This window comes from Streptomyces sp. JN8, from assembly GCF_055808075.1.
On sequence record NZ_CM147852.1, the window covers coordinates 867,415 to 892,839 of the forward strand.

Sequence of the window (25,425 nt, forward strand, 5' to 3'; positions counted from 1 at the left end):
ACGCTGGCATTACACTGTGACAGATGACGCCCATTCGTCACAACCATGAAGACGCAGATCCCGTGCTCGACGCCGCACGCGACTGCGTGCTCGCCGTCGGCGTACGGCGGACCACCCTCACCGACATCGCCCGGCGCGCGGGCGTGTCCCGGATGACGATCTACCGGCGCTGGCCCGACGTGCGCAGCCTGGTGGGCGACCTGATGACCCGTGAGTGGATCGCCGTCGCCGCCGGCGCCATGCCGCCCGCCGACGACGACCGGCCCGAGCGGGAGCGGATCGTCGAGGGGCTCGTCGCGGGAGCCGCCGCTTTCCGGGCGCACCCGCTCTTCCACAAGATCCTGGACGTCGACCCGGAGCTGCTGCTCCCGTACATCCTCGACCGCCGCGGAGCCAGCCAGGACGCCCTCCTCGGACTCCTCCACACGGCGCTCGAGTACGGCCACGAGGACGGCTCGGTGCGCCGCGTCCGGCCGGACCTGCAGGCCCGGTCGCTGCTGCTCGTCGTCCAGTCCTTCACGCTCTCGCTGCGCACCATGACCGACGACACCGATCCCGAACTGAGCGAAGCCGCCTTCCTCGACGAGCTGCGCACCCTGCTGGAGAGGACCATCGCCCCATGACCCCCACGAGCAGCCCCGCCCTGCCCGGCTCCTCCCTCAGCGCCGAACGCCGCCGGCGCGAACTGGGCCGCCTCGCCGAGGGCGGTCCCGACGCCACGGTCGACGTCCTGGTCGTCGGGCTCGGCGCCACCGGCGCCGGGGCCGCGCTCGACGCCGCCACCCGGGGACTCACCGTCGCCGCGATCGACGCCCACGACCTCGCGTTCGGCACCTCCCGCTGGAGCTCCAAGCTGATCCACGGCGGGCTGCGCTACCTGGCGTCGGGGCAGCTCGACGTCGCCCACGAGAGCGCGGTCGAGCGGGGCGTGCTCATGGAGCGCACCGCCCCCCACCTGGTGCGCGCGCAGCCCTTCGTCCTGCCGCTCACCCCGCTCGTCAGCCGCGGCCAGGCCGCCCTCGCCCGCGCCGGGTTCCTCGCGGGGGACCTGCTGCGCGTCGGCGCCCGCACCGCGCGCGGCACCCTGCCCCGGCCGCGGACGCTGTCCGCCGTCGAGACCCGGCACCTCGCCCCGGCCCTGCGCCCCACCGGACTGCGCGGCGGGCTGCTCTCCTGGGACGGACGGCTCTCCGACGACGCACGCCTGGTGACCGCGATCGCCCGCACCGCCGCCGCGTACGGCGCCCGGATCCTGACCCGGACCCGGGCCCTGGAGCTCGACCGCGACGGCGCCCTCGTCCGCGACGAGACCACCGGCCAGGAGCTGCGGATCCGCGCCCGCACGGTCGTCAACGCGGCCGGGGTCTGGGCCGGCGGCCTCGTCGACGACGTCCGCCTGCGCCCCTCGCGCGGCACCCACCTCGTGCTGCGCTCCGAGGACCTCGGCCGGCTCTCCGCCGGCCTGCACATCCCGATCCCCGGCGAGTCGAACCGCTTCGTGCTGGTCCTGCCCCAGGGCGACGGACGCGTGTACGTCGGCCTGACCGACGAACCCGTCGACGGCGACATCCCCGACGTGCCGGAGGTCCCCGAGACCGACATCGGCTTCCTCCTCGACGTGCTCGGCTCCGCCCTGGACGTGACCGTCCACCGCGCCGACGTGGTCGGGGCCTTCGCGGGCCTGCGGCCGCTGCTCGACACCCGCGACACGGCGGGCCGCACCGCCGACATCTCGCGCAAGCACGCGGTGCTCACCTCCCCCTCCGGCGTCGTCACCGTCGTCGGGGGCAAGCTGACCACCTACCGGCGCATGGCCCAGGACGCCCTCGACGCAGCCGTGACCGCCGGGGGCCTGACCGCCGGGCCGTGCCGCACGGCGTCCCTCCCGCTGGTCGGCGCCGCCCGTCCGCAGGTGCTGGCCGGGCTCGACGTCCCGGCCCGCCTGGTGTACCGCTACGGCACCGAGGCGCCCGCCGTGCACGCGCTCGGCGTCGAGGACCCCGCCCTCGCACGGCCCGTCGTGCCCGGCCACCCGGTCACGGGCGCCGAGCTGGTGTGGGCAGCCCGCCACGAGGGCGCCCTCGACACCGGCGACCTCCTGGACCGCCGCACCCGGATCGGGCTGGTCCCGGAGGACCGCGCCGCGGCCGAGCAGGCGGCCCGGGACGCGCTGGCGCGGACCGCGCCGGTGGGGTGAGCGGGCGGGCTCCGGCGAGGGGCAAACGGGCTCCGGTCGCAGCTCCGGGGCGGGCCGTCGCCGCCTGGCCACCCCGAACCGGCCGGGGCGGGAACGGGGGGCGTGCTGCGGGTGCCGCCGTGCGGGGCGGCATGAGGTCCGGGCCGGCATGAGGTCCGGGGCGGCATGAGGTCCGGGGCGGCATGAGGTCCGGGGCGGCCGCGAGCCGTCCTGACGTCCGGCCCCCGGCCGGCCTGGGGCCGCCGTGATGTCCGATCCGGCGTGCGCGGGCAGAATTGACGTGGACGCCCCGCTCCCCCGGTGAGCAGCGCGCTCGCCGTCCGTCGGCGCCCGGAAAGGGGGCCCCGTGTCCTCGCCTCGACCGGAGGATCGGCCGGGAGACGACCAGCCGCCCGGACCACTCCGCTCGGAGCCCGGGACGCTGCTGGAGCAGGTGGCCGTGGCCGTGCTCGGCATCGACGAGGACGGCCGGATCTGCTACTGGGGGCCCGGCGCGCAGCGGCTCTTCGGCCACCGCGCCCAGGACGTCCTGGCCCGTCCGGCGTCCGTCCTCTTCCCTGCCGCGCCCCTGGACGGGGCCGGTGCGGCGGAGCGGCTCGCGGAGCGCGGCCGCGCCCTCGGGTACTGGCGGGCGCGGGTGCCGACGCTGCACCGGGACGGCAGGGTCTTCGACTGCGGGTTCCGGGTCTTCCCGGTGACCGGCGCCGGGGGCCGTTCCGTCATCCTGGGGCTGGCGAGCGAGAGCGAGGGCCTCGACCGGGTCAAGACCAACCTCGCCTTCGTCGACGCGCTGTTCGCGACCTGCCCCATCGGCCTCGTGATGCTCGACGAGGACCTGCGGTACGTCCACCTCAACCAGGCCCTGGCGGACATGGACGGCGCCCCGATCGAGGACCACATCGGCCGGACCACGGCGGAGTTCATGATCACGTCCGACGGGGGCGCGTTCGAGCGGCTGCTCCGCTCCGTCGCCGAGGAGGGCCGGACCGTCGTGAGCACGCCGGTCGTGCTGCGCACGCCGGGCCGCCCCGACCTGGAGCAGGTGCGCTCCGTGAGCTTCTTCCCGCTCAGCCGGGCCGTGGGCTCCCTGCCGGGTGTGGGCGGGCTCCTGGTCGACGTCACCGACCGCGAGCAGGCCCTCGTGGAGGCGGCCGCCGGACGGCAGCGGCTCGCGCTGCTCGACCGGGCGGCGGCGGGCATCGGCACCACGCTCGACGTGCGCGTAACGGCCCGCGAACTGGTCGAGACGGTCGTCCCGGAGTTCTGCGACGCCTCCGTGGTGGAGGTCGTCGAGTGGAAGGACGAGAACGAGGTCATCGATCCGGAGTCGGCGCTGGTCACCCGTCGGATCGCGGCCGTCACCAGCCTGCCGCCGCCCGCCGCCGAGCTCGTCGGCGGCCTGGAGCTCGTGACGTATCCGCCCGGCTCGAACATCCACCGCGCCCTCGCGACGGGCCGGCCCGTCTGCGTCCCCGTGAACGACGACTTCCTGGCCCGGACGGTCCTCCACCGCTCCCGCGCCCGGCTGCTCGTCGAGAGCGGTCTGACCTCGCTGCTCATCGCCCCGCTCATCGCCCGGGGCACCGTGCAGGGCATCACGATGTTCGGCCGCTCCGGCGACCGGCCCGACTTCACCGGGGAGGACCTCAGCCTGGCGGGCGAGCTCGCGTCGCGGGCGGCGCTCTGCCTGGACAACGCGCGGCTCTACAGCCAGGTCCAGGACATCGCGCTCACCCTCCAGCGCGCGCTGCTGCCCACCGCCCTGGCGAGCAGTCCGTCCGTGCGGGTCGCCCACCGCTACCTGCCGGGCAGCCGGGTCACCGAGGTCGGCGGCGACTGGTACGACGTCCTCGACCTGCCCGGCGGGCGCGTGGCCCTGGTGGTCGGCGACGTGATGGGCCACGGCGTGCCCGCGGCGGCGGCGATGGGGCGGCTGCGCATCACCACCAAGGCGCTGGCCCGGCAGAACCTCGAACCCGACAGCCTCCTGGCGGAGCTCGACGCCTGCGCCCAGGAGGCCGGCATCGCCTACGCCACCTGCCTCTACATCCGCTACGACCCCGCGACGGGCCTGGCCCGCGTCGCGAACGCCGGCCATCTGCCGCCGCTGCTCCGCCGGGCGGACGGCACGGTCGAGTCGGTCGACGAGGTCCTGGGAGTGCCGCTGGGCGTCGGCGGCGTGCCCTTCCGCACGACCGGGATCGAGCTCCGCGACGGGGACACCCTCGCGTTGTACACCGACGGGCTGGTCGAGGCCCGCGGCGTCGACATCGACCGGGGCATGACGGCGCTGCGGGACCGGCTGGCGGCCGCGGACGGTTCCCTGGAGTCGGCGGCGGACGACGTGCTGGCCCGGCTGCTGCCCGAGGGTCCCACCGACGACGCGGTCATCGTGCTGGCCCGGATCCGGCGCACGGACCCCGACTCCACGGCCCCCGGCCACCAGGACTGACACCGCACCCGGAACAGGCCGGTGGCAACGGACAGGCGCAAGCCGGCGGAAGCGGCCGGGGCAGGCCGGCGGAGGCTGCCGGGGCAAGCCGGCGGGAACGGCCGGGGCAGGCTGCCGGGGGCAAGCCGGCGGAAGCGGCCGGAGCAGGCCGGCGGAGGCTGACGGGGGCAAGCCGGTGGGAAACGGCCGGGGCAGGCCAGCGGGAACGGCCGTGGTCAGGTCGCCGACAACGGCCGGCGGGAGCGGCCGAAGTGACACGACGGGGAGAGCCGCCGGAGAGGCCCGAAGCGGGTCGGCGGGGACGGCCGGCGAGAACGGCCGAAGCGGGCCTGCGGGGACGACCCCCGACAGGACAGGACCCGCCGCGTCGCCCCCGGTCCGGCCGGTCGGGCCCGTGCGGACGGCGCCCCCCTTCCGTTCAGCCGCCGCTGGAGGCGCGCACCCGCAGCCGCGGGAGGACGAACAACCGGTGCCGGGGTGCGTCCGGCTGCTCGATCCGGCGCACCAGCAACTCCACCGCGGACGCGCCGACTTCGTGCTTCGCCGGGGCGACGGCGCTCAGCGGGACGTCGGCCAGTCCGGCGACCTCGTCGTCGTAGGCCACGATCGCGACGTCGCCGGGGACCTGGACGGAGCGCGCCCGCAACCTGCGGAGCAGCGCGAGCGCGTGGTTGTCGGGGTGGGCGACGACGGCGTCGACCCGGCCGGTCGCCACGGCGTCCAGGAGTTCCTCGACCGGCTCGTCGTACTCCGGGCTTCCGGGGCCGGCGTCGCCGGTGTCCAGGACGGACACCGGAAGGGGCGCGTCGAGTCCGGCGGCCCGGACCCCGGCACCGAACCCCTCGACGATCCACCGCGCGGTCGGGCTCGTGCCGCGGACGAGCAGGGCGAGGCGCGTGCGGCCGCCCTCCGCGAGGTGGCGCACCGCGAGGCGGGCCCCGTGCACGTGGTCGGAGACGACGTGGTCGATGCCGGCCGTCTCGTCCGACTCCGGGCGGCGTTCGACGATCACGGCGGGCACGGGGAGGTGCTCGTACCAGCCGCGGGGGCCGGACGGGACGACGAGCAGCCCGTCGACGCCGTCGCCGATCATCCTCTCGACCTGGGCGCGCTCCTCGGCCGCGTCGTACCCGGAGATGTCGAGCACCAGCCGGGCGTTCCGGGCCGCCGCCGCCTCGCGCGCGCCCTTGATCACCTCGGGGTAGTAGTAGTCGGCGGACGGCACGACCAGGCCGATGACGCGCTCCCGGCCGCGGCCCGACGGGACGGGGACCGTGTCGGCGGGCGCGGTCTCCGCCCAGGTCTCGGGGAGCATGGCCCCGCCGTGCACGCGCGCGACCAGGCCTCGGTCGGCGAGCACCTCCACGTCCCTGCGGACGGTCACCGGGGAGACGCCGAGTTCGGCGGCGAAGTCGCTGACCCTGAGGGAGCCCTCCTCGCGCAGTCTGCGCAGGATCGCCTGATGCCTGTGTTCCGCGTGCACTCCCCGCTCCCCTCGGACGACGGCCCGGTCGGAGGGAGTGTAGCCACCGCGAGATCGGCTCAGTCTGTTTCTGATCGAACGGACAACTGCTGGCTGTTCCTGTCCAAACCGTTGCCCTCTTGGTTTTCTGCGTGCTAGAAACCCCACGCTCACGAGCCAGCGACAGCGCCGAGGCAACGAGGCGCTCCTCCCGTAAAGGTCGTCCCCATGCCCTCTCCCTGGCCTCGCCGCACCTTCCTCCACGCCGCCGGCGGGGGCGCGCTCGCCCTCGGACTCGCCGGGACGGCGGCGCACCCCGCCCCGGCCGCGGACCTCGGACCCACCGGCCCGCCCACCGCCCCCGAAGCCCTCGGCACGGCGTCCGACGCGGAGTTCGACACCCTGCGCGCCCGGTGGCGCGACCTCGTCCTCGGCACGGGCTTCAGCCCCACCGCGGAGCCGTTCCGCGGCATCCTCGCCACCCTCGGCGCGACCGCCGCCGAGTACCGGGCCACCATGGCGCCGGCCGGCGGCTCCCTGTGGCCGGGACGCTCCTGGGCCGATCCGGACCCCGACACCGACGCCGAGTCCTACGCCTTCTCCGCGGCGATGAACGACAGCTGCAACCGACTGCGGACCATGGCCGAGGCGTACTCCCAGCCGGGCACCGGACTGACCGGGGACGCCGGGCTCCGGGACGCCGTCCTGACCGGCCTCGACCACCTGTACACCGAGGTCTACAACGAGCGCACGACGCGCTACGGCAACTGGTACAACTGGCAGATCGGCGCCCCGCAGGCCCTCATGGACACCTGCGTCCTGATGTACGACCACCTGTCCGCGGACCGGATCGCCGCCTACTGCCGGGCCGTGGACGCGTTCGTACCGGACTCGGTCTTCGCCTCGTACACCGGGACCTCCACCGGAGCGAACCGCGTCGACCTCTGCCGCGGGGTCGTCCTGCGCGGGATCGTCGGCAGGGACGCGGCGAAGATCGCCCTCGCGTCCCGGGCGCTGGAGCCGGTCTTCCCCTACGTCACCTCCGGCGACGGCTTCTACGCCGACGGCTCCTTCGTCCAGCACCGCAACGTCCCCTACATCGGGGGCTACGGCGCCGTCCTGCACGACGGCGTGGGCCGGCTGCTCGCCCTGCTGCGCGGATCGAGCTGGGCGGTGACGGGGCCGGGCACGCAGCTCTTCCTCGACACGATCGAGAAGGCCGTCGCCCCCTTCCTCTACAACGGCCTGATCATGGACAACGTCAGCAGCCGGGGCATCAGCCGCATGGGAACCAGCGACCACCAGCGCGCCCACGGACTGATGGCGACCATCCTGCTGGTCGGCCAGGGCGCGAGCCCCGAGGAGAACGCCCGCTGGCGGGCGATGGTCAAGGGCTGGCTGCGCCGCGACTACCACTACCCGGCGCTCAGCAACCCCGGGCTCAGCCTGATCAGGGCCTCGCTCCTGCAGGGCCTCCAGGACGACGGGTCCGTGCGGGCCGCCCCCGAGCCCGTCGAGCACCGGCTGTTCCCGAACATGGCCCGGGCCACCCACCGGCGCCGCGACTGGGCGGCCTCCGTGTCCATGGCCTCGAACCGCATCGCCCACTACGAGTTCGGCAACGGCGAGCACGCCCGCGGCTACCACACCGGGGCCGGCTGGCTCTCCTGGTGGGGCGCCGGCTTCGGCCTGGAACAGTACTCGGACGCGTACTGGCCGACCGTCGACCCCTACCGCCTGCCCGGCATCACCGCCTCGCGCAAGCCGCTCGCCGACGGCGAGGGCGGCGACTGGGGCCAGCCCATGCCGGACGCGGCCTGGGTCGGCGGCACCACCGACGGCGAGTTCGCCGCCGTCGGCCAGCACCTCAAGGGCCTCTCCAGCACCCTGGACGCCAAGAAGTCCTGGTTCTGCCTCGACGACTCGATCGTCTGCCTCGGCGCCGGGATCACCGCCACCGACGGCCACGCCGTCGAGACCACCGTCGACAACCGCGCCCTCGGGACGACGGGCGCCCCCGTGCTCACGGTCGACGGCCGGGCCCAGCCGGTCGCCCAGGGCTGGACGGGCACCTTCGACGGCGCCTCGTGGGCCCACATCGCCGGACAGGCGGGCTACGTCTTCCCCGGCGGGACCCGGCTCGAAGCGGTGCGCGAGGAACGCACCGGTTCCTGGCGCGACATCAACACCGGCGGCTCCCCCGACCCGGTCACCCGCCGCTACCTGACCCTCTTCACCGACCACGGCGTGGACCCGGCCGGCGCCGCCTACGCCTACGTCCTGCTGCCGGGCGCGAGTGCGCACGGCACCGCCCGGCACGCCCACGACCGCGGCCGGCTGCGGATCCTCGCCAACTCCGGTGCGCAGCAGGGCGTCCGCGTACCGGGGCTGGGGCTCACCGCGGTGAACTTCTGGAGCGCGGGCACCGTGGAGCGGCTGCGGGTCAGCGCCCCCGCCTCCGTGCTCGTACGGGAGCACCGCGACGGCACCGCGACCCTCGCCGTCTCGGACCCCGCCCGGCAGGCCACCTCCCTGGAACTCGTCTGGAACCGCAGGGTGAGCCGCGTGCTCTCCCGTCCTGCCTCGGTCACGGCGGCCACGACCGGCTCGTCGCTGAGGCTCGTGCTGGGCGACCTCACGGGGCTGGCCGGCGCGCCCCAGAAGATCACCGTCCGCCTCGGCTGACCGCGGTCCGGGGACACGGTGCGAGGACGGGGGCGACCAGGGCCGACATCGGGCGAAACCTGCTGGCGGGGGGCGTGCGATCCCAACAGGGGGGCGCGCGGGGGCAGTTCGTCGAAAGCTAAAGAACAAGCCAAGCATGACCCGTCCGTCACCTCCGGAACGCACCGGAACCGACGACGCCGGATGCCGGGAGTAGTCATATCGTCACAGGTCAGCGGATCCGCCGCCGCCGGCGGTGCCGGCACGGGCCGTCGGGGGTGGCGGATTCCGCCTTCAAAGGTTCAGCACATTTTGCATACATCCCCTCTCCAGACCGGCCGCGATGCTCTAGATTGACCATGCTTCACAGCTCGGACACCAGGCGACAAACGATGATCTTTCGATCACGTGCCGGCGGACGGTCGGCGCGCACATCCCCGGTCGCCCGCATCACCGTGTCCACGGAACGCTGCAACACCGGTACGTCATGCGCGGGGAGGGCGGGGGCCCTTCCCGGCAGGAGGAACAGCGCGGGGCGGGAGGCGGGGGCCTCCCGAGGGGAGGAGCAGCGCGGGGGGCGGGGGCCTCCCGGGGGAGAGGAACCGTGTGGAGCCAACACGTCGAGCCCACTGACGCCCTGGGGGGGTCTGTGCAGCAGGGGGAATTAGTCAGTCCGTTTCCATCGGCGCCCGGGCGCCTGGACAACGGACCGATCAGCCGGACCACGATCGACTGGGAGCAGCGCTACCGCCGGGCCGTGATCGTCAGCGACACCGTGGCCACCGCCCTGGTGGTGGCGGCGATCGGGGGCTTCTTCGGAGCCCGTGACGCGGCGAACTGGCACGAGAAGTGGCGGATCCTCGCGTTCGCCACCGAGTTGCTGGTGCTCGGGGCGCTCGCGGTGAGCAGGGCCTGGGCACCGGCCGTCCTCGGACAGGGGGCGGAGGAGTTCCGCCGGCTCGGCCGCTCCCTGGGCACCGCCGCGGTCGTGCTCGCGCTGGGCGGGATAGCCCTGACCTCGCGCAACATCAAACTCTGGATCTTCGTCGCCCTGCCGGTGATCGCGCTGGTCACGATGACCGAGCGGTATCTGCTCCGCCTCTGGCTGCACCGGCAGCGCATCGAGGGACGGTGCCTGCGCCCGGTGCTGGCCGCCGGCAGCCCGTCCACCGTGCGCGACCTGATCGCCCGCACCCGGAAGTTCCCGCACCTGGGCTGGCGGGTGGAGGCGGTGTGCACCGCGGGGAGCCCCGGGGCCGACCTCGACCAGGTGGACGGCGTACCGGTGGTCGGGCAGCTGTCCGACGTGGCGGGCCACGTGCGCCGGGACGGCTACCGGGTCGTCGCGGTCACACCGGACCCGCACTGGTCGCCCGACCGGCTCCAGCGGCTGGCCTGGAACCTGGAGGGCAGCGACGCCGAGATGGTCGTCGCCCCGGTCCTCATGGAGGTGGCCGGTCCGCGGCTGCACGTCGACGCGGTCCTGGGCATCCCGCTGCTGCGGGTGAGCATGCCGACCTTCACCGGCGGCCGCAGGGCGGTCAAGGAGATCGTCGACCGGCTGGGCGCCGCGGCCCTGCTGCTGCTGTTCGCCCCGCTGATGGCGTTCGTCGCGCTGCTCGTCGTGGTCGACAGCCGGGGCGGCGCGGTCTACCGCCAGCGCCGGGTCGGCAAGGACGGCCGCGAGTTCACCATTCTCAAGTTCCGCACCATGGTGGTCGGCGCGGACGCGGCCCGCGCCGAGCTCGCCCACCGCAACGAGGGCGCCGGCCTGCTCTTCAAGATGCGACGCGACCCACGGGTCACCCGGGTGGGAACGGTGCTGCGCCGCTACTCGCTCGACGAACTGCCGCAGTTGTTCAACGTGCTCACCGGCTCCATGTCGCTGGTCGGCCCGCGGCCCCCGCTGCCGGAGGAGTCCGCCGCGTACGGACCGGACATCCGGCGGCGCCTGCTCGTGAAGCCGGGACTCACCGGCCTGTGGCAGATCAGCGGGCGCAGCGACCTGTCGTGGGAGGAGGCGGTCCGGCTGGACCTGCGGTACGTGGAGGACTGGTCACTCGCGCTGGACACGGTGATCTTGTGGAAGACGCTCCGTGCGGTGATCCACGGCCAGGGGGCCTACTGATGCACGGGGGGCGTCGTCCGGTCGGTTCGGGGACGGCAGGCCGCAAGGGCCTGCCCAGGGGGAGGAACAGGGCATGAGAGTCAGCGTTTTCGGGCTCGGCTACGTGGGCTGCGTATCGGCCGCGTGCCTGGCCAGCCTCGGACACGAGGTCATCGGCGTGGACGTGAACCAGGTGAAGGTCGACCTGGTCAACGACGGCAAGGCGCCGGTCGTCGAGGAGCGGATCGGCGAGCTCGTCGCCGACATGGTGGGGACCGGTGCGTTACGCGCCACCCGGGACGTCCGTGAGGCGATCCTGGCCAGCGACGTGTCGCTGGTCTGCGTGGGCACGCCCTCGGAACCCAACGGCAGCCTGTGCACGACGTATCTGGAGCGGGTCACCGAGGAGATCGGGGCCGCGGTCGCCGAGCGGGGCGGGCGGCAGACGGTCGTGTTCCGCAGCACCATGCTCCCGGGGACCTGCCTCGACCTGCTGGTGCCGATCCTGGAGAAGTTCGCCGGCGGCACGGCCGGGGTGGACTTCGGCGTCGCGGTCAACCCGGAGTTCCTGCGCGAGGGCACCAGCGTGCGGGACTTCTTCGACCCGCCGAAGACCGTCATCGGCGAACTCGACCGGGAGAGCGGCGACGTGGTCGCGGCCCTCTACGACGGGCTGCCCGGCGAGGTCTTCCGGGTGCCGGTCCCCACGGCCGAGGCGATCAAGTACGCCGACAACGCGTTCCACGGCCTCAAGATCGGCTTCGCCAACGAACTGGGCGCGGTGTGCCGGGCCCTCGGGGTCGACTCGCACCAGGTCATCGACGTCTTCCTGGCCGACCGCAAGCTCAACATCAGCCCCGCCTACCTGCGGCCCGGCTTCGCCTTCGGCGGCTCCTGCCTGCCCAAGGACCTGCGCAGCCTGGTGCACGCGGCACGGCGGCACGACGTCTCGGTGCCGATCCTCGCGCACGTGCTGGCGTCCAACGCCGACCACCTGCAGCGCGCGGTGGACCTGGTCGAGCGCACCGGGAAGCGGCGGGTCGGCCTGTTCGGCCTGTCGTTCAAGCCCGGCACCGACGACCTCCGCGAGAGCCCGCTCGTCGAGCTGGCCGAGCGGCTCTTCGGCAAGGGGTACGACCTGCGGATCTACGACCCCAACGTGAACCTCTCCCGACTGCTCGGCGCGAACCGCGAGTACATCGAGACCCGGCTGCCGCACCTCGCGCAGCTGCTCGCGGACTCCGTCGACGAGGTGCTCGACCACGCCGAGGTGTGCCTGGTCGGCACCGGGGACCCGGCCGTCCTGTCGGCGCTCCCCCACGGCGACACCCCCGTGATCGTCGATCTCATCCACCTTCCCGACGCCGACGAGCGCCGGGCCGAACCGGGGTACGTGGGCCTTGCTTGGTGACATGACCGGGAGCGCCGGGCCGACCCGGCGCGCGCTGATCCTGGTGGAGAACCTGTCGGTGCCGTTCGACCGGCGCGTGTGGCAGGAGTGCACGACCCTGCGCGACGCCGGGTGGGAGGTGCACGTCATCTGCCCCCGGGGCGAGAAGCGGGACACCGAGCCGGAGGCGGTGATCGACGGGGTGCGGATCCACCGCTACCCGCTGCGCGCCGCCACCGGCGGTCCGGCCGGCTACCTGAAGGAGTACGGAACGGCGCTCTGGCACACGCTCCGGCTCGCCCGCGCGGTCGGCCCCGTCGACGTCGTCCACGCCTGCAACCCTCCGGACCTGCTGTTCCTGCCGGCCCGCTGGCTGAAGCGGCGCGGCGCGCGGTTCGTCTTCGACCAGCACGACCTGGTGCCCGAGCTGTACCTCTCCCGGTTCGACCGGGGCGAGGACCTGCTCTACCGCGCCGTCTGCGCGCTGGAACGGATGACGTACCGGGCCGCGGACGTCGTGCTCGCCACCAACGAGAGCTACCGGGACGTCGCGCTGCGCCGCGGTGGCCGGCGGCCGGAGGACGTGTTCGTGGTGCGCAGCGCTCCCGACGTCGACCGGTTCCACCCGGTGCCGCCCGAGCCGGAGCTCAAGCGCGGCAAGCCCCATCTGCTGTGCTACCTCGGTGTCATGGGACCGCAGGACGGCGTCGACTACGCGCTGCGGGCGCTCGCCAAGCTCCGCGACGAGCTCGGGCGGACCGACTGGCACGCGGTGTTCGTCGGCTCCGGCGACGCCTTCGACGCGATGGTCCGGCTGTCCCGGCAGCTGGGGCTCGCGGAGCAGGTGGAGTTCACCGGACGCATCCCGGACGCCGACCTGGCGCGGTACCTGTCCACCGCGGACGTCTGCCTCTCCCCCGACCCGCGCAACCCGCTCAACGACGTGTCGACCATGAACAAGGTCCTCGAGTACATGGTGATGGGCCGGCCGATCGTCTCGTTCGACCTGCGGGAAGCCCGGGTCTCCGCGGGCGACGCCGCCGTGTACGCCCCCGCCAACGACGAGGGCGCGTTCGCCGGACTCGTCGCCCGGCTCCTCGACGACCCCGAGGAGCGTGCCCGGATGGGGAAGACCGGCCAGGAGCGGATCAGCGGGGAACTCGCCTGGCGGCACTCGCAGGAGCAGCTGCTCGCCGCCTACGCGGCCGCCTGTCGCGACCACGCCCCCGTGTCGGCGAACGGCCCGGCCCGGACGGGGAGAAGGCCGCGTCGTTGAGCGAAGACACCATACGTCTGGTCACGATCGGACGGATCATCCGTCGTCGCGGGCGGTTCCTCACCATCCTGGCCGTGGTGGGAGCGCTCGTCGGCTACGGCACCTCCCTGCTGCTCCCGCCGCGGTACACGACCTCGGCGTCGGTGCTGCTGCCCGGGGCGTGGGAGGAACGCGAACTCCTCACCCAGGCGGAGATCGCGACCAGTTCGGTGGTCGTCGACCGCGCGGCGACCACCCTGGGCTGGGCGGGCGTCGACGGCGCCGAGCTGCGGGACCGGGTCACCGCCGAGGCGGCGGACGGCAACATCATCAAGATCTCCGGTACGGCCGACACTCCGGAGCGCGCCCAGCGGCTGTCCGACACGGTCGCCGACCAGTTCGTCGTCTTCGCCGCCCAGATCACGGGGGCGCACACCGACCCCGCGGCGGCGAAGCGGCCCGAGGAGCTGCGCCGGCTGGTGACCAGGACCACCCGCCGCATCGACGAACTGGCCGACGAGGCCGGTCCGGGAAAGAGCGTGGAGAGCGTGCAGACCCGCACCGAGCTCTCCAAGCTGCGCACCGCGCTCCAGGAGGCCGTGGACAAGCTGGAGCAGGCCGGCCCGGCCAAGGAGCGGCCCGACATGGTCGTCATGGGCCCCGCGGCCCGGCCCGCCGGCGAGGCCCCGCCGACCCGGGTGCAGCTCGTCGTGGCCGGCGCGCTGCTGTTCGTGCTGCTCGCGGTCGTCTGCCACCTGGCCGCCGCGCGGGTCGGACGCCGGTTGCGGACCGGGGCGGACGTCACCGCGGCCCTGGGCTCGCCCCTGCTCGGCAGCGTCGACGTGGCCGGCGGCCGGTCCGCGGACCGGTCCGGCGGCGGCGCGCGCGCCCTGTTCCGCCGGCTCCTCGGCATCGACGTCCGCTGGGACGTCCCGTCCCCGGGCGCCTCGGGCGACGAGGAGAGCAGGCGGATCCGGTACCGGCGGGTGGGCGCCCGCCTGCGGGACCGGCTGCCGTCGGGACGGCTGCTGGTCGTCGTGCCGGAGGGCGACGAGACCGCCCGCAGGGCAGCCGAGCAGCTCGTCACGGAGGCCGGGAGCGACCCCGCCGCCGATGCCGCCCACCCCGAGGGGCTGGTGCTGCACGTCGTGGACGTTCCGGTGTCCCGGCCGATGGTCGCGGACCGCGGGACCGAGTCCGGCGCCCTCCTCGTGGTCGGCGCGGGCAGCTGGACCGCCGGCGAGCTCACCGGGATCGCCGAGGCCTGCGCGGACGCCGGGCACGAGGTGATCGGCACCGTCCTGGCCGGCACGGTCCGGGCGCGCCCGGAGCGCGCCGGCGGCCGCTCCCGCCGGGGGCCCGCTCCGGCGCCCGCCGTGGGCGCCGGTACGAAGGGCGGTGCGGCATGACGACGCGTACGGCCTCCGAGCCGACGGGCCCCGCTCCCCTCCTCGACCTCCAGGTCCTGGTGGTGGCGGTCCGCAGACGGCGCCGCCTCTGGTCCTCCGTGGCCCTCGTGGGCATGCTCCTCGGCGGGGCGTCCGCGGTCCTGCTGCCCTCGCCTCCCACGGCGACGACCAAGCTCCTGGTGGCGCACCAGGAGGACCAGCCGAACGACCCCGGAACCCTCATCCAGACGGACGCCGCGCTGCTCCGGACGACCCGGATCGCCGACGCGGCCCTGCGGACCCTCGGCTCCCGGGAGAAGTCCGAGGACTTCATGGAGGACTACGAGGCCGTCGGACTGACCAACAACCTGCTGCGGATCGACGTGGCGGGGGCGAGCGGGACGGAGGCCGTGGCGCGCGCCCGGGCGCTGGCCGACGCGTTCGTCGCCGACCACGTCAGGCGCATAAGGGAGGCGGCGGACGCCGAGGCCAAGGCCCTCCTCGACCAGCGCGACCGGCTCCGCAAGGACCTCGCCGAGGTCGACCGAACGATCGGGGAGGGATCACAGGACGAGGGGCCGAAGGTGTCGGCGGACCGCGAGACGCTCTTCGCCCGGCGGGCCGAACTCACCTCCCAGATATCGGACTACGGACGACGCGCCGCGGAGGCCAGGATCGGCACGCCCCGGCTCGTCTCCGGCACGCAGGTCGTGGACGCGCCCCGCCTCGTCCGGCACTCCCTGCCGACGACCGCCGCCACCAACGCGGGGATCGGGCTGGCCCTCGGACTGGCCCTCGGGCTCGGGGTGGCCGCGGTGGGCGCCGTGGTGGCGGACCGCCCGGTGCTGCGCCGCGAGATCGCCGCGCACCTGGGCGCCTCCGTCATCGCCGAACTGCCCGGCCGCTCGCCGCGGTGGTGGCGCCGGCGACGGGTCCGGGCCGCCCGGACGAGGCTCGCCTCCTCCGTGTCCCGCACCGTGCGCGGTTCCGCGGAGCCGGTGTCGCTGCTGGAACTCGGCTCCGCCCGCGCCACCGCCGGGATCGCGCGGGACCTCGCGGGGGAACTCGCGGCGGACGGCCCCGTGGCCGTCCTCGACGGCCTGCCCGGCCGGCCGCTCGCCGGCCGCGGCCGGAAGCAGGAGGACCTCACCGTGGTCGACGCCGGGGACGCCTCGTCGGTGCCGCACCAGCAGCGCCGGCTCGGCATCGGCTCGGTGGCGCCCGGCACGGCGTGGGGCGACCTCCAGCACCTCGGCACCCGGACGGTCCTCGTGGTCCGCGCGGGACACGGCAGCGCCGCCTGGCTGCACACCGTGGCGCGTCACCTCGCCGACCAGCGGATCTCCGTCATCGGTGTGGTGCTGATCGACCCCGATCCGGGCGACCGGACCGACGGGACGCTGTGGGACGGGCCGCCGGCCGCGCCGCGCGACGAGGGGGATCCGCCGGCCCGGCGGAACGGGACGGGCCGGCGGAGGACGGAACGGCTGCCGATGTGGGCGGCACGGGTGGCGGACGACGACCAGGAAGGGCGGTAGGACATGTGTGGCATCGCAGGCACGTACCGATGGCCGGACGGCAAGGTCGTCACCGACCGGCTCACCGAGACCCTCGCCCATCGCGGTCCCGACGGGGCCGGCCGGTACAGCCACCGCGCCGGTGACGGCGAGGTGCACCTGGGGCACCGACGGCTGGCCATCGTCGACCTGTCGGAGACCGGCGCCCAGCCGATGGTGTCGGACGGGCTGGTCCTCACGTACAACGGCGAGCTCTACAACGCGCCCGAGCTGCGGGCCGAACTCGCCTCTTCCGGCGTGCGCTTCCGGGGCACCTCCGACACCGAGGTCCTCCTGGAGGCGTGGCGGCGCTGGGGCACGGACTGCCTGCCCCGGCTGCGCGGCATGTTCGCGTTCGGGGTCTTCGACGAGCGCACCGGGGAGCTGGTCCTCGCCCGCGACCAGCTCGGCATCAAGCCCCTGTTCCTGCTCCGGCGCGGCGGCGGCCTGGTCTTCGCCTCCGAGCTGAAGGCCCTGTCCACCGCCGTCGGCGGCCCGCTGGAGGTGGACGACGCCGCGCTGGTGGCCTCGCTCCTCTACTACTGGGTGCCGGACTCGCGGTGCGCCTTCCGCGAGGCGGAGAAGCTGCCGCCGGGGAGCTGGATCCGGTTCCGGCCGGACGGCGGGGTGCAGCGCGGCCGGTACTGGCACCTGCGGGAGGTCGCGGCCGAGGGCCGGGAGCGGGCGCGGAGCGGCGAACTGCCCGACATCGCCGGCGTCGTCGAGGAGTCGACCCGGCGCCACCTGCTCGCCGACGTCCCCGTGGCCACCTTCCTCTCCGGCGGTCTGGACTCCAGCTATCTGACCGCGCTCGCGGCGCGCGACCGGCCGGGGATCTCCGCCTACACGATCGGGTTCCGGGCCGAGGACGCCCGGTTCGAGGCGATGCCGGACGACCTCCGGTACGCCCGTCGGGTGGCCGAGCGGTTCGGCGTCGACCTGCACGAGATCGAGATCGCGCCGGACGTGCTCGATCTGCTGCCGCGGATGACGTACCACCTGGACGAGCCGATCGGGGACCCCGCCGCGATCAACACGTTCCTGATCTGCTCGGCGGCCCGGGAGGCCGGGGTGAAGGTGATGCTCTCGGGGATGGGCGCCGACGAGCTGTTCGCCGGCTACCGCAAGCACCTGGCGAACCTGATCGCGCTGCGCTACCAGCGCGTCCCCGGCCCGCTGCGGCGCGGTCTCTCCTCGGCGGTGGACCGGCTGCCGGTCGCCTCGGCTCGCCGCGGGTACCGGTCGGTGCGGTTCGCGAAGCGGTTCCTCTCCTTCGCGGACCTGCCGGAGGAGACGGCGTTCCGGCGCAGCTACACCATGTACGACCGGGAGGAGCTGCTCGGCCTGGTCGACCCGGACCTGGCGGGGACGGTCGGGGACGTGCTGACCGAGCACGCGGACGTCTACGAGGACAACGACCTCGACGACTTCGTGAACCGGATGTGCCTGGGCGACGCCCGGATGTTCCTGCCGGGCCTGAACCTCGCGTACACGGACCGGTCGAGCATGGCCGCGTCGACGGAGGTGCGGGTGCCGTACGTGGACGTCGAGGTGGTCCGGGCGGCGTTCGCGGTGCCCGGCGACCGCAAGATCGTGGGGCGGCAGGGCAAGGCCGTCCTCAAGGAGGCGGCCACCACGGTCCTGCCGCGGGAGATCGTGTACCGGCCCAAGGGCCTGTTCAGCGCGCCGCTGCGGGCCTGGATGAGCCGCGACCTGGCGCCGCTGGTGCGCGAGGTGGTGAACGACGGCGTGCTCGTCCGGAACGGGTTCCTGCGACGTGACGCGCTGGCGCGGATGGTCGCCGAGGACGCCGCCGGGCAGCGGGACTTCTCCAAGCATCTCTGGCACGTGCTGACCCTCGAGTACTGGTATCGCGGCGCGACCTCCGGGTCCGGCCGCGATGCGCACGAGAAGGCTTAGAAACAAGGGGACTTCGGTGAAACAGGTTGTACAGAACTACAAGAGCGGTGAGCTCGCGGTGCTCGACGTGCCGGTGCCGGGATGCAAGCCGGGCGGTGTGCTGGTCCGCACCTCCTACTCGCTGATCTCGACCGGGACCGAGCTCATGAAGGTGTCCGAGGCCGGCATGTCGATGCTGGGCAAGGCCCGGTCGCGTCCGGACCAGGTGGCGAAGGTCATGCAGAGCGTCGCCACCAACGGGCTGCCCGCCACCTACCAGAAGGTGATGGGCAAGCTGGACTCCTACACGCCGCTCGGCTACTCGCTGTGCGGGGTGGTCGAGCAGGTCGGGCCCGGGATCGACGACGTGAAGGTCGGCGACGTGGTGGCCTGCGCGGGCAACGAGCACGCCCTGCACGCCGAGCTGAACTGGGTGCCGAAGAACCTGTACGCCCGTGTGCCGGAGGGCCTCGCGCCGCAGCACGCGGCGTTCGGCACCGTGGGGTCGATCGCGATGCAGGGCGTCCGCCGCGGCGAACCTCAGCTCGGCGAGGTGGCCCTGGTCATCGGGCTCGGGCTGATCGGGCAACTGGTGGTGCAGCTCCTGGCCGCCGCGGGCGTCCGGGTCGTCGGCGTCGACCCCGACCCGGCGCGCTGCGAGCTCGCCGAGCGGCTGGGCGCCGCGGCCTGCGGCGATCCCGACTCCTCGGCCGTCGAGGCCGCCGTCGCCGAACTCACCGACGGCCACGGCGTGGACCAGGTGTATCTGGCGGCCGGCGGCGGCAGCAACCAGCCGGTGGAGCTGGCCGCCCGGCTGTGCCGGGACCGCGGCCGGGTCGTCGACATCGGCAAGTGCCGGCTGGACCTGCCCTGGAACGCGTACTACGAGAAGGAGCTGGACGTCCGGTTCTCCCGGTCGTACGGCCCCGGGCGCTACGACCCGGAGTACGAGCTGGAGGGGCGGGACTACCCGATCGGCTACGTCCGCTGGACCGAGCGCCGCAACCTCGCGTGCTTCCTCGACCTGGTGTCCCGCGGCAGCGTCGACGTGGAGCCGCTGGTGTCCCACGTCGCCGACTTCGACGACGCCGTCGAGACGTACGGGCGGCTGAAGGACGGCGAACTGAAGGCCGTCGCCGTGCTGTTCCGGTATCCCGAGGACACGGGCCGGGAGCAGGCGCCCGAGGTCACCGTGCCCGCGGTCCGCCGCGGCGGCCGGGCGCCCGCCACGCCCCGGTCGGCGAGGACGCCGGTGCGGCTGGCGTTCGTCGGCGCGGGGAACTACGCGACGTCGATGCTGCTGCCGCACCTGGCCCGGCGCGAGGGCGTCGAGCTGTCCACCGTCGTCACCACGACGGCGCTGTCCGCGGCCAACGCGCAGCGCAAGTTCGGCTTCGCCGAGGCGACCACCGATCTCGACGCGGTGCTCGGCGACCCGTCCGTCGACGCCGTGTTCGTCGTGACCCGGCACAGCTCCCACGCCGAGCTGACCCGCAAGGCCCTCCTCGCCGGCAAGACCGTGTTCGTGGAGAAGCCCCTCGCGCTGACCGAGGACGAGCTCGCCGGTGTGCTCGCGGCGGTGGAGGAGTCCGGGAACGACCGGCTCCAGGTCGGCTTCAACCGGCGGTTCGCGCCGCTCCTGCAGGAGGCGAAGGCGCAGTTCGGCGTCCGGACGGGTCCCGCCCACCTCCGCTACCTGGTCAACGCCGGACGGCTCCAGCACGGCAGCTGGTACCTCCGTCAGGGCACCGAGGGCTCGCGCTTCGCCGGCGAGGGCGGGCACTTCATCGACACGGCGAGCTGGCTGCTCGGCGCGGACCCGGTCTCGGTGTACGCGGTCGCCTCGTCCGGCCAGGACGACCTGCAGGTCGTCCTGGGGTACCCGGACGGATCCACCGCCACCGTCGGCTATGTGACCACCGGCCCGTCCAGCTTCCCCAAGGAGACGCTGGACCTGGTGGCCGACGGGAAGGTGCTGCGGCTCGACGACTTCGTCCGCGCCTCGGTCTACGGGAGCCGCCGATGGGTCAGCTCGCGGCTGCCGCAGGCCCGGAACAAGGGCCAGAACGCGGAGCTGGCCGCGTTCGTCAAGGCGGTGCGGACGGGCGGCCCGATGCCGGTGCCGCTGGAGTCGCTCGTGGCCACCACCTCGGCCACCCTCGCCGTGCGGGACTCGCTGGCGAGCGGCACTCCGGTGGCGCTGGCGGGGGCGCGATGAGCATGAGCGCGGGCTGGTACCTCCGGCGGTTGTCGCGGATGGGACCGGAGGAGGTCGGCGGCCGGGTGGCCGACGCGGTGCGCCGGCGGCGCTGGCGCTCGGCGCTGCCGGAGTGCCCGGACGCGACCGGCGCCCGGTTCACCGCCGTGCTGCCCGCAGGGACCCTGGCCTCGGTGCCCCCGGACGCGGCGAAGCGCCTGGTGGCCGAGGCGGACCGGCTGATGGCGGGGCACGCCGAGTTCTTCGGGGTGCACCGCGACGACCTGGTCGACCCGGACTGGTGGTACGACCCCAAGACCGGCCGCCGGGCGCCGTGGGGGTACGCCTTCGACGTGCCGTACCGGCGCGAGGAGGTGGTCGGGGACATCAAGCAGATCTGGGAGCCGTCCCGGCACCAGTACCTCACCGTGCTCGCCGCCGCGTACGCGGTCACCGGGGACGAGCGGTACGCGGAGCGGGTGGCCCGGCACCTGCGGCTGTGGTGGGCCGCCAACGCCCCGCTGCGCGGGGTGCACTGGATCAGCGGCATCGAGCTCGGGATCCGGCTGGTCTCCTGGGTGTGGGTCCGGCGGCTGCTCGACGGCTGGCCGGGGGCGGCCGCGCTGTTCGAGGACAACCCGGTGGCGCGCAAGCAGATCTGGCACCACCAGCGCTGGCTGGCCGCCTTCCCCAGCCGGGGCTCCTCGGCGAACAACCACGTCGTCGCGGAGGCCGCCGGGCAGCTCGCCGCGGCCTGCGCGTTCGACTGGTTCCCCGACTCGGCGCGCCGGCGCGCCGACGCGATGCGGATGCTGGACCGGCACCTGCGGAGCAACACCTTCGGCTCGGGCCTCAACCGCGAGCTGGCCACCGAGTACCACGGACTGGTCCTCGAACTCGGGCTCGCCGCGGTGGCCGAGGCGGACGCCGCGGGCGTGCCGGTCCCCGCGACCGTGCGGCTGGTGCTGCTGCGGATGACCGACGCCCTCGCCGCCGTCGTCGACGGACGGTTACGGCCGCCGCGCCAGGGGGACGCGGACGACGGACACGGCCTGGTCCTGGACGGCGCGGGCACCGACCGCTGGGGGTCGCTCCTCGCCACCGGGGACGCCCTGTTCGGCCGGCTCGACTGGTGGCCGGAGGTGGCCGGCACCGATGTGCGGACGCCGCTGCTCACCGCGCTGGTCCGGCCGTACGCGAGGGACGGGGCCGCGCCGAGGGTGACCCGGCCGGCGCGCCGGCCGGCCCACTTCGCCGACGCGGGCATGACCATCCTGCGCGGTCCGGGGGAGATCTGGTGCCGCTGCGACGGCGGCCCCCACGGCTTCCTCTCCATCGCCGCCCACGCCCACGCGGACGCCCTGTCCGTGGAGGTGCGGCACGACGGCGTCGACGTGCTCGCCGACCCCGGGACCTTCTGCTACCACGGGCAGCCGGAGTGGCGGCGGTACTTCCGGTCGACCCTCGGCCACAACACCCTCGAACTGGACGGCGCCGACCAGTCCGTGTCCGGCGGCCCGTTCCTGTGGACCCGGCACGCCCGCACCCGCGTGCTGGTCGCGGACCCGTCCGGCGCGGAGACCGGGGGAACGGCCCGCTGGTCCGCCGAGCACGACGGCTACGGGGGCTCCGTGCACCGCCGCCGGGTGGAGCTGACCGGCGCGAGCCGGGAGCTGCGCGTGGTCGACGAGGTCGGCGGCGGCGGCACCGTGCGCCTGGCCTTCCACCTCGGACCGGCGATCTCCGCGGATCTGACGGGGAACCGGGCGCTGCTCACCTGGACCCGGGACGGCGAGGACCGCTCCGCGGTGCTCGACCTGCCCGAGGAGCTGTCCTGGCGGGCGCACCGCGGCGAGAACCACCCGCCGCTGGGCTGGTACTCCGCCGGCTTCGGACGCAAGGAGCCCGCCACCACGCTGATCGGCACCGGCTTCGCCGACGGCGTCTCGGGGTTCACCACCGTGCTCGGGTTCGACGGCTAGGCGGGCGCGTGGGGATCGGGGGGCGGTACGGGGCGCGGGCGGTGGCACCGCTGGTGCTGGTCGCGCTGGTGGCGACCGGCTGCACGGGCACGCCGACGCCGGGCGGTCCGTCCGCGGCGCCGGGGGCGTCCGCGGCGTCCCCCGTCCAGGACTCCCCCGCCTCCTCCGCGCCGCCCGTGGCCCGGGGGGCCGCCGCCGCTCCGGCCCGGGTCTGCGACCGGACGGCCGCGGGCCCGGTGAAGGCTCCCGCGGGCGCGGTGACGGTCGATCCGGCCGTCGTCGGGGACCTCGCGGCGAAGACCGAGAAGAGTCCGCCGCACACCACGTTCTGGCTACGCCCGGGCCGGCACCGGCTGGAGCCAGACGCCTACGCCCAGGTGATCGCCAAGGAGGGGAACCGCTACCTCGGCGCCCCGGGGGCGGTGCTGGACGGCCGGAAGGTCAACCAGTACGCGTTCGGCGGGACCGCCTCCGACGTCACCGTCCGCCATCTGACCGTGGAGCACTTCGTCGCTCCGCACAACGAGGGAGTCGTCAACCACGACATGGCCGACGGGTGGGTGATCGAGCACACGACGATCCAGCACAACTCCGGTGCCGGGCTGATGGCGGGCGCCCGGCAGCGGCTCGGGGCCAGCTGCCTGCGGGGCAACGGCCAGTACGGCATGAACGCGTACAAGACCGGGAACTCGATCCGCGGTCTCGTGGTCGAGGGCAACGAGATCACCGGCAACAACACCGACGACTGGGAGCGGCGGCAGCCGGGCTGCGGCTGCACCGGCGGCGTCAAGTTCTGGGCGGTCGACGGCGCCGACGTCCGGGGGAACTGGGTGCACGGCAACCGGGGCACCGGGCTGTGGGCGGACAACAACAACAACGACTTCCTCTTCGAGGACAACCTGCTGGAGTCCAACGACGGTGCCGCGCTGATGTACGAGACCAGTTACAACGCGGTCATCCGGAACAACACCATCAGGGGGAACAACCGGGTCGAGGGACGGGCGTACGCCGCGGACGGGGACGACTTCCCGTACGCGACCGTCTACGTCTCCGAGTCCGGCGGCGAGCCGCGGATCCCGGCCCGCACGGACCGCATCGAGATCCACGGGAACGTGCTGGAGGACAACTGGAACGGGATCACCCTGTGGGAGAACGCCGACCGGTTCTGCAACAGCCCGGCGAACACCTCCACCGGCTCGTGCACCCTGCTGGTGAAGGACGCCCGGCGCTGCGCACCGCCCGCGATCGCGAGCGCCCCGCTGTACGGCGACTGCCGGTGGAAGACGCAGCGGGTCGACGTCCACGGCAACCTCTTCGCCCTCGACCCGGCCGTCGTCGGGTGCGGCGCGGAGTGCGCCCGCATGGCGGTGTTCGCGAACGAGGGCGGCGCGCCGGACTGGTCCCCGTACCGGGGCCGGCGGGTGGCCGAGGCGATCACCCGCCGTCAGGGGAACCGCTGGCACGGCAACGTCTACCGCGGGCCGTGGACCTTCCTCGCCGGCGACCCGGGCCGGGTCCTGCGTCCCGCGCAGTGGCGGGGCGCGCCGTACCGGCAGGACGCGGGCAGCAGCTTCACCCCCGGGGCCGGTGGTTGACGTGCCCGAGGACCTGAGGGACGAGGAGCGGACGGAGGCGGGCGCGCGGGCCCCGGTGCCGCGGCCGGGCGGCACGCCGAAGGCGGTCGGCGTCGTCTGGGCGCTGCTGGGGCTCAACACGCTCGGCTCGGCCGGGGCGAAGACCGTCGTGGCGATCCCCCGCTCCCTCATCCAGATGGCCACCATGGGCGCGCTGGTCGCGGCGTTCGCGCTGGCCCTGGCGCTCAATCCGCGGCTGCGGATCCGGCCCAGCGCCTTCGTGTTCCTGCTCACGCTGCTGCTCGTGCCGAGCCTGATCGGCAGCGTGCAGCAGGAGGCCGCCTACGGCGCCCTGTTCCGGTGCGCCCGGCTCGCCCTGTTCGTGGGGACGCTGTGGCTGCTCAGCCGGTGGTGGGACGGGAGTCTGACGTTCGTCCGCCACCACGTCCGGATGTACTTCGCGGTCCTGGTGCTGGTGGCCGCGGGCCTGGCGGTCTCCCCCGGCACGGCCATGCCCGAGTACTACGGCGGGCGGCTGGTCGGCGCGCTGTGGCCGCTCACCCCGCCGCAGATCGGGCAGTACGCGGCCGTGGTGATCGGGCTCGCCGTGCTGCTCCTGCTGGGCCGCCGGACGACCGGAGCCGGTGCCGCGGTGGTCATCGTGCCGTCCTTCGTCCTGCTCGCGATGACCCATACCCGGACGGCCACCCTCGGCCTGCTGATCGGGCTGGTGCTGGCGATCGGCTCGCTCTTCCTGACCAGCGGCGCCGCCCGCCGGTTCTTCGCCTGGGCGGTGTTCTGCGCGACGGTGGCGGCGGTGGTGTTCAGCTCCGCGCTGCGGGCGTGGTTCCTGCGCGGGCAGAGCCAGGAGAACTTCGCCAACCTCACCGGTCGCGCCAAGGTCTGGGACGCGCTCCTCGCGGAGCCCCGGACCCTCGGGGAGAGGGTGTTCGGCACCGGTCTTGGCGACAAGTCCTTCGACGGGCTGCCGATCGACAACAGCTGGCTGGCGGTCTACGACGAGCAGGGCCTGCTCGGCGTGACGCTCGTGGCGGCGATGGTCCTCGTGCTCGGCGGTGTCGCGCTGCTGCGGCCGCCGTCGCTCCCGAGGGCGTGCGCGATCTTCCTGATCGGGTACTGCGGGATCTCCTCGTACACCGAGGTCGGCCTGGGCGACGCCTCGGCCTATCTGCTGCACCTGGCACTGGCGGCCTCGCTCCTCGCGGCGCCCGCCGCGGCCCCGACCCTTCCGACGTACGACATCCCCCGCCGGCGTGGCCCGCTGCGGGCCAGGAGGTGACC

The 25,425-nt window shown here is 74.3% G+C and carries 15 protein-coding genes; 14 read left to right on the forward strand and 1 reads right to left on the reverse strand.

The genetic code is table 11. The features are described 5' to 3' along the window. Positions 1 to 23 precede the first annotated feature (23 nt). From ACY0MR_RS03825 to ACY0MR_RS03835, 3 genes are all read left to right on the forward strand, one after another. Positions 24 to 623, forward strand: coding sequence for a TetR/AcrR family transcriptional regulator (locus ACY0MR_RS03825; RefSeq protein ID WP_388794573.1), 600 nt, complete (start codon positions 24 to 26; stop codon positions 621 to 623). After that, on the forward strand, positions 620 to 2,197 hold the full coding sequence (locus ACY0MR_RS03830; protein ID WP_473559097.1) for a glycerol-3-phosphate dehydrogenase/oxidase: 1,578 nt from the start codon (positions 620 to 622) through the stop codon (positions 2,195 to 2,197). The genes ACY0MR_RS03825 and ACY0MR_RS03830 overlap by 4 nt, the downstream gene beginning before the upstream one ends. A gap of 346 nt (positions 2,198 to 2,543) precedes the next feature. Further along, on the forward strand, positions 2,544 to 4,649 hold the full coding sequence (locus ACY0MR_RS03835; RefSeq protein ID WP_473559099.1) for a SpoIIE family protein phosphatase: 2,106 nt from the start codon (positions 2,544 to 2,546) through the stop codon (positions 4,647 to 4,649). Positions 4,650 to 5,067: 418 nt separating this feature from the next. On the opposite strand, the gene ACY0MR_RS03840 is transcribed toward ACY0MR_RS03835, so the two are convergent. Continuing rightward, a complete protein-coding gene (locus ACY0MR_RS03840) occupies positions 5,068 to 6,132 on the reverse strand; it encodes a LacI family DNA-binding transcriptional regulator (protein ID WP_473559100.1) in 1,065 nt (354 codons plus the stop codon). A 207-nt stretch (positions 6,133 to 6,339) separates the two neighbouring features. Between ACY0MR_RS03840 and ACY0MR_RS03845 the strand changes: the two genes are divergently transcribed. The 11 genes from ACY0MR_RS03845 (at position 6,340) to ACY0MR_RS03895 (ending at position 25,423) form a co-directional block, all read left to right on the forward strand. Then, on the forward strand, positions 6,340 to 8,796 hold the full coding sequence (locus ACY0MR_RS03845; protein ID WP_473559102.1) for a polysaccharide lyase 8 family protein: 2,457 nt from the start codon (positions 6,340 to 6,342) through the stop codon (positions 8,794 to 8,796). Between the two features lie 628 nt (positions 8,797 to 9,424). Continuing rightward, positions 9,425 to 10,903, forward strand: coding sequence for a sugar transferase (locus ACY0MR_RS03850; protein WP_388794588.1), 1,479 nt, complete (start codon positions 9,425 to 9,427; stop codon positions 10,901 to 10,903). 73 nt (positions 10,904 to 10,976) lie between these two features. Then, positions 10,977 to 12,293 carry a nucleotide sugar dehydrogenase gene (locus ACY0MR_RS03855; RefSeq protein WP_361857066.1) on the forward strand — a complete coding sequence of 439 codons (1,317 nt, stop codon included), beginning with the start codon at positions 10,977 to 10,979 and terminating at the stop codon, positions 12,291 to 12,293. Between the two features lies 1 nt (position 12,294). After that, positions 12,295 to 13,548 (forward strand): glycosyltransferase family 4 protein, encoded by a 1,254-nt coding sequence (locus ACY0MR_RS03860; protein ID WP_473559105.1) that lies wholly within the window; start codon positions 12,295 to 12,297, stop codon positions 13,546 to 13,548. Further along, positions 13,545 to 14,936, forward strand: coding sequence for a YveK family protein (locus tag ACY0MR_RS03865; protein WP_404078811.1), 1,392 nt, complete (start codon positions 13,545 to 13,547; stop codon positions 14,934 to 14,936). The genes ACY0MR_RS03860 and ACY0MR_RS03865 overlap by 4 nt, the downstream gene beginning before the upstream one ends. After that, positions 14,933 to 16,453, forward strand: a complete 1,521-nt coding sequence (locus tag ACY0MR_RS03870; protein WP_473559107.1) for a Wzz/FepE/Etk N-terminal domain-containing protein — start codon at positions 14,933 to 14,935, stop codon at positions 16,451 to 16,453. Before ACY0MR_RS03865 ends, ACY0MR_RS03870 begins: the two co-directional genes overlap by 4 nt. A gap of 3 nt (positions 16,454 to 16,456) precedes the next feature. Further along, on the forward strand, positions 16,457 to 18,391 hold the full coding sequence (asnB, locus tag ACY0MR_RS03875; RefSeq protein WP_404078809.1) for an asparagine synthase (glutamine-hydrolyzing): 1,935 nt from the start codon (positions 16,457 to 16,459) through the stop codon (positions 18,389 to 18,391). A gap of 16 nt (positions 18,392 to 18,407) precedes the next feature. Beyond that, positions 18,408 to 20,588 (forward strand): bi-domain-containing oxidoreductase, encoded by a 2,181-nt coding sequence (locus ACY0MR_RS03880; protein ID WP_392863816.1) that lies wholly within the window; start codon positions 18,408 to 18,410, stop codon positions 20,586 to 20,588. Next, positions 20,585 to 22,549 (forward strand): heparinase II/III family protein, encoded by a 1,965-nt coding sequence (locus ACY0MR_RS03885; RefSeq protein ID WP_473559110.1) that lies wholly within the window; start codon positions 20,585 to 20,587, stop codon positions 22,547 to 22,549. Before ACY0MR_RS03880 ends, ACY0MR_RS03885 begins: the two co-directional genes overlap by 4 nt. 8 nt (positions 22,550 to 22,557) lie before the next feature. Beyond that, positions 22,558 to 24,144, forward strand: a complete 1,587-nt coding sequence (locus ACY0MR_RS03890; RefSeq protein WP_473559112.1) for a right-handed parallel beta-helix repeat-containing protein — start codon at positions 22,558 to 22,560, stop codon at positions 24,142 to 24,144. A gap of 13 nt (positions 24,145 to 24,157) precedes the next feature. Next, complete coding sequence (locus ACY0MR_RS03895; RefSeq protein WP_392864147.1) at positions 24,158 to 25,423, forward strand: O-antigen ligase domain-containing protein; 1,266 nt, start codon at positions 24,158 to 24,160, stop codon at positions 25,421 to 25,423. Positions 25,424 to 25,425 lie beyond the last annotated feature (2 nt).

Coding starts and splice junctions, on each gene's coding strand:
- ACY0MR_RS03825 (WP_388794573.1), top strand. CDS start 24: ATGACGCCCATTCGTCACAACCATGAAGACGCAGATCCCGTGCTCGAC.
- ACY0MR_RS03830 (WP_473559097.1), top strand. CDS start 620: ATGACCCCCACGAGCAGCCCCGCCCTGCCCGGCTCCTCCCTCAGCGCC.
- ACY0MR_RS03845 (WP_473559102.1), top strand. CDS start 6,340: ATGCCCTCTCCCTGGCCTCGCCGCACCTTCCTCCACGCCGCCGGCGGG.
- ACY0MR_RS03855 (WP_361857066.1), top strand. CDS start 10,977: ATGAGAGTCAGCGTTTTCGGGCTCGGCTACGTGGGCTGCGTATCGGCC.
- ACY0MR_RS03860 (WP_473559105.1), top strand. CDS start 12,295: ATGACCGGGAGCGCCGGGCCGACCCGGCGCGCGCTGATCCTGGTGGAG.
- ACY0MR_RS03870 (WP_473559107.1), top strand. CDS start 14,933: ATGACGACGCGTACGGCCTCCGAGCCGACGGGCCCCGCTCCCCTCCTC.
- asnB (WP_404078809.1), top strand. CDS start 16,457: ATGTGTGGCATCGCAGGCACGTACCGATGGCCGGACGGCAAGGTCGTC.
- ACY0MR_RS03885 (WP_473559110.1), top strand. CDS start 20,585: ATGAGCATGAGCGCGGGCTGGTACCTCCGGCGGTTGTCGCGGATGGGA.